General features: G+C 51.1%; 7 protein-coding genes and 1 pseudogene. 1 reads left to right on the top strand and 7 read right to left on the bottom strand.

Translation table 11 applies throughout. From position 1 onward, the window contains the following. The 3 genes from H928_RS33175 to H928_RS0109545 form a co-directional block, all read right to left on the bottom strand. A partial coding sequence (locus H928_RS33175; RefSeq protein ID WP_373604913.1) for a hypothetical protein occupies window positions 1-212 on the bottom strand: 212 nt, incomplete at its 3' end. Between the two features lie 23 nt (window positions 213-235). Continuing rightward, a complete protein-coding gene (locus H928_RS0109550; RefSeq protein WP_021026290.1) occupies window positions 236-1,054 on the bottom strand; it encodes a MetQ/NlpA family ABC transporter substrate-binding protein in 819 nt (272 codons plus the stop codon). A gap of 52 nt (window positions 1,055-1,106) precedes the next feature. Next, complete coding sequence (locus H928_RS0109545; protein WP_021026289.1) at window positions 1,107-1,919, bottom strand: MetQ/NlpA family ABC transporter substrate-binding protein; 813 nt, start codon at window positions 1,917-1,919, stop codon at window positions 1,107-1,109. A gap of 139 nt (window positions 1,920-2,058) precedes the next feature. On the opposite strand from H928_RS0109545, the pseudogene H928_RS30755 reads away from it, so the two are divergent. Further along, window positions 2,059-2,490 (top strand): annotated as a pseudogene (locus H928_RS30755) (transposase); the annotation flags it as partial. Between the two features lie 99 nt (window positions 2,491-2,589). On the opposite strand, the gene H928_RS31500 reads toward H928_RS30755, so the two are convergent. From H928_RS31500 to H928_RS30750, 4 genes are all read right to left on the bottom strand, one after another. Continuing rightward, window positions 2,590-2,904: a hypothetical protein gene (locus tag H928_RS31500; RefSeq protein WP_148293110.1), complete on the bottom strand. Its 315-nt coding sequence runs from the start codon at window positions 2,902-2,904 to the stop codon at window positions 2,590-2,592. Window positions 2,905-4,241: 1,337 nt separating this feature from the next. Then, the gene (locus H928_RS31495) at window positions 4,242-4,712 is read right to left on the bottom strand and encodes a hypothetical protein (protein WP_158400503.1); all 471 of its coding nucleotides are present in this window, start codon (window positions 4,710-4,712) and stop codon (window positions 4,242-4,244) included. Between the two features lie 88 nt (window positions 4,713-4,800). After that, window positions 4,801-5,316, bottom strand: a complete 516-nt coding sequence (locus H928_RS31490) for a hypothetical protein (protein ID WP_148293108.1) — start codon at window positions 5,314-5,316, stop codon at window positions 4,801-4,803. Further along, window positions 5,316-6,988 (bottom strand): RHS repeat domain-containing protein (locus H928_RS30750; protein ID WP_192816982.1); only part of this gene is annotated, 1,673 nt, incomplete at its 5' end. The genes H928_RS31490 and H928_RS30750, both read right to left, overlap by 1 nt.

The following is a 6,988-nucleotide window of genomic DNA, read 5'->3' as shown; positions in this document are numbered from 1 at the left end:
GGCGGCGCAGCCCCCCCCCCCGCCGATGAGCGGTAGACCTTGCCCAGATCGCGGAACACCACGGTGCCCAAGGGGGCGGCGGCTACCGGCGCCTGGCCGCTTGCGGCGGTTGGTACCGCTGCGCTGGCGCGCGCAGCACGGCCCTCGGCGGCCGGCTCGGCCTCGGCGCGGAACTGCCTGCGCAATACGTTGGATACGGCGGAAAGGGCCATGTGCTTCTCCTGGTGTCCTGCCCTTACCAGGGCAAGGTGTAGAGCTTGGGGTCGTTGTTGAACTGCTGGCTGATCGCCTGCTTGACTGCCGCAGAGTTCTGGAACACCTGGACAAATTTGCGCAGCTTGGGGTCGTCGGCACGGCTGGCTTGCGAAACAAAGCCCATCGCATAGAAGCGGTCGGCAATGCCCGAATAGGCCAGGGCCTTGCTGGCCTGCTCCTTCTTGCCGGCGCTGACAAAGTAGCTCGGCCAGAGCACGGCCAGGTCCACATCGGGCAGCGAGCGGATCAGCTGCGGGCCTTCGACTTCGTAGAAGCGCAGCTGCTTGGGGTTGTCGGTGATATCGGCCACCGTGGCGCCGGGCGCATCGCCGGTGCGCAGGCGGATCAGGCCGGCTTTTTGCAGCAGCGCCAGGCCCCGGCCCTGGTTGACCGGGTCATTGGCAATCGCGACCTTGGCCTTGGCCGGCACATCGGCCAGCGCCTGGTAGCGCTCGGAGTAGATGCCAATGTTCTGCAGCAGGCCCAGGCCCACGAACTTGAGCTGGTAACCGCGCTCCTTGATGACGTTGTTCAAAAAGGCCTGGTGCTGGAAGAAGTTCAGGTCCACATCGCCGTTGTTGACGGCCTCGTTGGGCACCGTCCAGTCGGTGAACTCGACCAGCTCCACATCCAGCCCCTGGCTCTTGGCATCGGCCACCACCGCCTTGATGGCGTCGGCCGTGGCCCCTGGCGTGGAGGCGATGCGGATCTTGTCCGCTGCCTGCGCCAGTTGCCACCCTCCCAGCATGGCCGCTGCTGCAATTGCCGCCACCACGCGTCTGTTGATCTTGTTCGTCATGTTTTTCTCGCTTGCTTTTGTTGTTGGATAAAGAGTCGGTCGCCCGCCGCGCTTACTTCTTCAGCCAGGCCAGCGTGTAGAGCCGGTCGTCATTGCTGAAAGACTTTTTGCTGACCGTGCGCACGGTCTCGGAGTTCTGGTAGATGCGGATGAACTTCTGCACCACCGGGTCGTTGACCCGGTCCTTCTTGACCACGAACTGAATGGCGAACTGCTGGTCCTCAATGCCCGAGTACGCCAGGCCGCTCGATGGATCAAAGGCCTTGGCCGCGACGATGAAGTGCGGGTAGCCCTGGGCGATATCCACATCGCCGGTGATACGCACCAGCTGCGGCCCCTCCACTTCGACAAAGCGCAGCGACTTGGGGTTCGACGCAATGTCATTGATCGAGCCTAGGTAGCCCACGCCCGGCTTGAGCGTGATCAGCCCCACCTTCTGCAGCAGCAACAGGCCCCGGCCCTGGTTGACCGGGTCACTGGCAATGCCCACCTTGCCGTTGTTGGGCACATCGGCCACGTTCTTGTGCTTGAGCGAATACAGGCCGACATTCGCCAGAATGCCGGTGCCGGCGCTGGCCAGCGCGTAGCCGTTCTTCTTCACCGCGTTGTCCAGAAACGGCTGGTGCTGGAAGTAGTTGATATCGATATCGCCGTTGTTGACCGCGACGTTCGGCGTGGTCCAGTCGGTGAACTCGATCACCTCCACATCGATACCCTGGGCCTTCGCATCCTTGGCCGCTGCATTGATGGAATCGGCATAGGCACCGGGCACAACAGCGATCTTGAGCTTGTCTGCCGCCACAGCCGGCAGCACGGCCACAGCAATGGCAGCGGAGATCAGCACACGTTTGAAACTCTGAAACATGGGACGTCTTTCTGGAGGTAAAGACTGCGCCATCACATGGCGGCAGCAGCAACGAAGCCTCCATTGGAGCTTTCAGGCTGGCTTTGCACCACGAAGAATTTCAAATATGGATATGAGAAGTCTGTGCTGGGGGTGTCTATCGCTCGCAGTCACAACCAATGAAGGGGCGACTCGCCCATGGCAGCTGACCTGCTAAGTCAACCCAAGCAATAAAGAGATAGCTAGCTTTACCGGCGATAAAGCGTACGACACGCAGGATTTACATAACGCTTTCTAACTGCGGGGGGCATTCCAATCTTCCCGCCACGCAAAGGAGCGACGCTGCGCAAAGGGCTGGCGTTTACTCACCACAATGAAGCGGTCAAGGCGTGTAGGAAGTTGGGGCGGGCTATCTGGCAAAGATGGAGCGGCTACCAACGAAGGTCTCTGGTAGAAACCGAGATGAATGCTCAAGCGTCTTGGCGAGAAGGTGATGGCCAGGACATTTGACCGTCCGGTAGCCGAGTTCAATATCCGAGAATCTCTATCAATTTACCGCGCTGGGTACGCCCCGACGGTCGCTGCTGCTTAAATCCATTTGGGATTGGGAGTGCCTCGGCCTATGGCCTATTTATGCAACAACGCCGTGCGGATCATCTCAGGGATAAGCAATAATCTCTTTAAATTTAAATCAATTTACTCGCTCGATTTCCATAACACAATTTTCGTCAACAACATTTGCTTTAAAAGCCTTTTCCGCAATGGAGAAATAATAATCAACCCCGCCCTCTTTAGATTCGCTTTTAATATAATTGATAGGTTGTTTTTCCTCGATTTCCAAAAGACTTCTGATGCTAGATTCTGCAATTTCACTAGCGGCGCCACTTCCTTGGTACAAGCAATCAACTCGCGCAACTTGCTCATCAAATGAAAACAAAATAATACATGTCATTAACGAAATCAATGCGGAGAAAATAATCCCATTTTTTAATTCTTTTGACAGCATGTGCCTTTCCTAAATCTAGAAGTATCTTGATAAGAAATTTTTTATTTTATTCAATAATACTTTACAAACGATCCCATTTGGAAAGAAATTCCATCCAATGCCGTTAAGTTTCCGCCAACAAACCTCTATTGGTTTTACTAAAATCATACCAATCGCGTCGAGCTGCTTAACGCCTAGCCTTAACCGTAAATCTTCGGTGTCATGGGGTGTTAGTGACTCTTAGTACAACGAGATGCTCAAGCACCGGGGATCGGTCTGGCTCTATGCCGAACTCCAATGGCAAGCTCCTGTACGTGGTCGACCACAGGCGCCCCTGTGCTCAGCGATGCTGCGCTCCAGTTCTGCTAGACCTTGAAGTGTTTGTTTGGACTGAGCCTGCGCCAACCAACGGGCCTGTCCGAGAGCTGATCAAGCTGACACTACTTGGACTGATACATACCCGATTACATGACGCCAAAAGACGCGAAGTGTGAAGCACCCACCGGCTCAGTCCATTCTTCTATCAGCCCTCGGATTTGAATAACCTATGGCCGACCAATTACACCTTCAGATTCAAGAATTCAACAATCTTTGGACCAATTAACCAAAGAATAATAGCTATTACTATTTTTACAACATCCGAATCAAACCACCAATCTATGAGTGGAATATCGAAAAAATCTCCAATAAAAACAAAATCATTAGTATGCACGCGTGCAAAACACTAATTACTTGAAGACGCTGGAATAATGTTAGCTCATCATTCACACTCACCGCATTTCTCCTCAACGACCGAAACTACTGCACTTTGCCCCATTCCTACTGCCAAACTAAGATCCAGCCCTAGGCTTTGAGCCGCCCACCCTTGGACATCGTGGCTGTGGCTGGCGCTGCTGACAAGTTGGTCGTTGTCATCTTGCTGTTCGTAAGCAGCAAGGCGCCCGTCCTTGTCGTATTGGCAGCTGGTTTTTCATCGAATGTTGTGCCTTGTGCCGCCAATGGAACGCCTTGCGGTGGTTCTAACGCGGTCTCGCTGCGATCAGTGCTGGATTTCTGCTGCGGTCTCTGTTGGAGAGGGGAAAGGCCTACTTCAAACGCGTTGGTGAGGTGGGGTGGGACTAATAAACCAGAAAGCAATGGTCAGCAAGACCCTTTCCCAGCCGAAGTCCATCCACAAGGACATCACCTCAAACAATCGTTCAAAAATAATTAACAGACCTTGTATGCAGCACGCCGACTACTTGAAGCTGTTTGAAAAATGTCAATTCGAAATAAGCGCTCATTCAGTCCCTCTGCTATCTTGATTGTCCTCATTTATTTATTTCACCATCACTACGAAATAGCAAACTCCCAATTTGTCACCGAGCAGGTTGTGGACACAAAAGCTTAGCGGCTTTCACCTTCTCATAAAACCTAGAAAAATCATACACCTCTTGGTCAAATTTATTTTTTACGAAAAACATACTTTTGACATTCAAGACGTTAAACATACCTAAGTAGCCATAAGAGAAGAAATATTCTCCACCAACCCTCCTCAAGAAAACAACATAATGACTTTCGGTGGGAACTGGGTTATTAGTATTTTTTACATTTAGCTTCATTGAATATTTTGAAAAGTTGCCTACTATATTTTCAACTACGGTGAAGTTATATACAGAGTCTGCAATTTCCTCAGGAACTTTTCGATGCACATGCACTAACGCAACTTCATCCGAAGTGCAAACCACATCGGAAAAACTAATGGCAGGAGGATAAGAAGCTGAGGCATGCATAAAAAATCCATAGATCATAACCAATGCGACTGACTTATGCAACAAGGTTAATGGCATAATTATTTATATTCAAAAACCCAACAATTTTATATTTGCTATTAATATGCAAATAATGCAAATCACTTAAACTCACCTCCAACGCCTATCACTTATCTTTTAGAGCCATTATTTTTGTTACGCAATATGGACTATGCCCTCCATCAGAGAATCCAGCAAGCTGCAACACCTCAAGAACCTCAAGCGGCTCGGCGCGGGAAAACAACTCATTTGTTCCTCTGAAGCTTTTAATCACTGGATTTTGAAGCGCAGAATAAAATCCATTTATGTCGCTAACATCCAATCCGAGCTCATAGAAATTTCCAAAATCAAAATTTTCATAAAGAGGATAACCGAATTTCTCTAGATTCAATAAGGCTACAGACTTAGGAATCAGCATTAATATCACTTTACACTCCTGAATACCCACAACCTCATCACAAATAGACTGAAAAACAGAAGGATTTATTAAATCAAACAGCTGATATAAATTTTCAAAAATATCATATTTCTCCTTGATTATATTGATGACCTCATCATTCTGACCCCAAATAGAGCACTCGGAACTTTGCTCTCTTTCACTCGGCCACATTCGAATATCAAATCCAATACACACATAATTCATTATCGTCCTCCTTGATTATTCCAGCTAGGGTAGGCGCTGCAGGGAAGCACTCCCGCAGGCTCATGATTAAATGTAGATTTCCAATGTTTTCTTTTATTCCAAATACAACCCTTCGGACCTTTATTCATTTGCCAAGTATGCCAATGTGGTATTGTAGGACCTACATTATTACCCTCCATATCCGAAGAGCTATGCGGAGTTCCATCGGCATGAAATTCCGAGCAAATGGTCCCTTCAGGAGGATCACATTTATCTGGGCAAAGCGCCTTCCCTAATGCATAACCGGCTGCAGCACCCCCTGCTGCACCAGCATTTCCTCCTGCATTCCCTCCTACTACTGCACCACTTGCGCCGCCCGCAACACCTCCACCGGGACCAGCAATAACTGCCCCCCCTACACCTCCAACTAAGCCGCCTACCGCCCCCCCCACAGCTCGTCCTGCAAGCCCTCCAACCACGCCCCCCACAGTAGTACATGCCGCCACACATTGTTGATTTGATTCAAGGCCGTATGCATCATAATTGACTAACGAATTATTTACTGAGTAAGAGTATAGATTGACTCCACTAATTAATCCGAGTGGATCAGATTCTATATATCGACCAATGATTGCGTTGTATTCTCTAAAGTAATTGTTATTAACACCGCTTTCATCATCAAAATATTGCCCGGGGAATCGGAGATTGACTTGCGCGATACTTTCCACAGTTTGAGTGGTTCCAAACGCGTCATTGATCTTTTTCCACGTAACCGTGCCTGCCTTATCTGTCGCTATATCAGGCGTACCCAGATGATCCGTATGCAGATAGTGATAGCCGGTTTGGGAACTAGCTAAATCACTATTAACAACCTCTGCCTGCCAAACCGGATCCGTACTCCACAGCCCCTGCTGCCCCGCAACCGGATTGAACCCATAAGCCCGTTGCAACTTGCCATCCTTATCTAACTCCCCCATGAGCGCCTGCTCGCTGTAGACAAAGTAGGTCACCTGCGTGGCCGCGTCTTTGGTCACGCTCTTGCTGATTCTGCGGCCGAACGGGTCATAGCGGTACTGCGCTTGCGTGCCGTCACTGCTCTCGTAAGTGATCGGTCGCTCGGCGGCGTTGTAGCGGTAGGTCTTGTTGTCCTGCCCACTCGTCTCCTGCTGGGTATGGCCCTGCGGGGTGTAGCTCACCTGGGTGTCTACCGCAGGGCTTGGACTAAACGGTGTTTTGCTGGGGTAGCGAACCATTTGGTTGTCCGCGTTATAGCCCCAGGCGCCTGGCTGGTGTGCGCTGCTGGTGCGGTTGCCAACGGCGTCATAGCCATAGTGTTCGCTGGGCAGGCCCAGGCCCTGCAGGCTTTGGTCGGGGATTGCCTGGGTGAGGCGGTCCAGGTTGTCATAGCCGTATTGGGTGGTGCCCAGGTCGCTGTCGATCTGGGTGATATTGCCAGCCTTGTCGTATTGGTAGGCCTTGCTGGCGAGAACCTGGTTGCTGCCGTTCTTGACTTGGATGCTGGTGGGACGTTGCAGGGCATCCAGTTCCAAGGATTTGGCAGCGCCTGGGGTTTGGATGCTGGTGGGAACGTTCCACTGGTAGTTTTGGTAGCGGATCTCGCTGCTATTGGGTAGCGTGATCTGGGCGAGCTGCGCCTTGGTGTAGCTATAGTGTTGATTTCCACACAGAAGTG

Origin of the sequence: Comamonas sp. B-9 (genome assembly GCF_000410635.1) — a bacterium.
GTDB lineage: Bacteria > Pseudomonadota > Gammaproteobacteria > Burkholderiales > Burkholderiaceae_C > Comamonas.
Note: the sequence above shows the minus strand (reverse complement) of the source record. Positions and strands in the feature narration are given on the sequence as shown.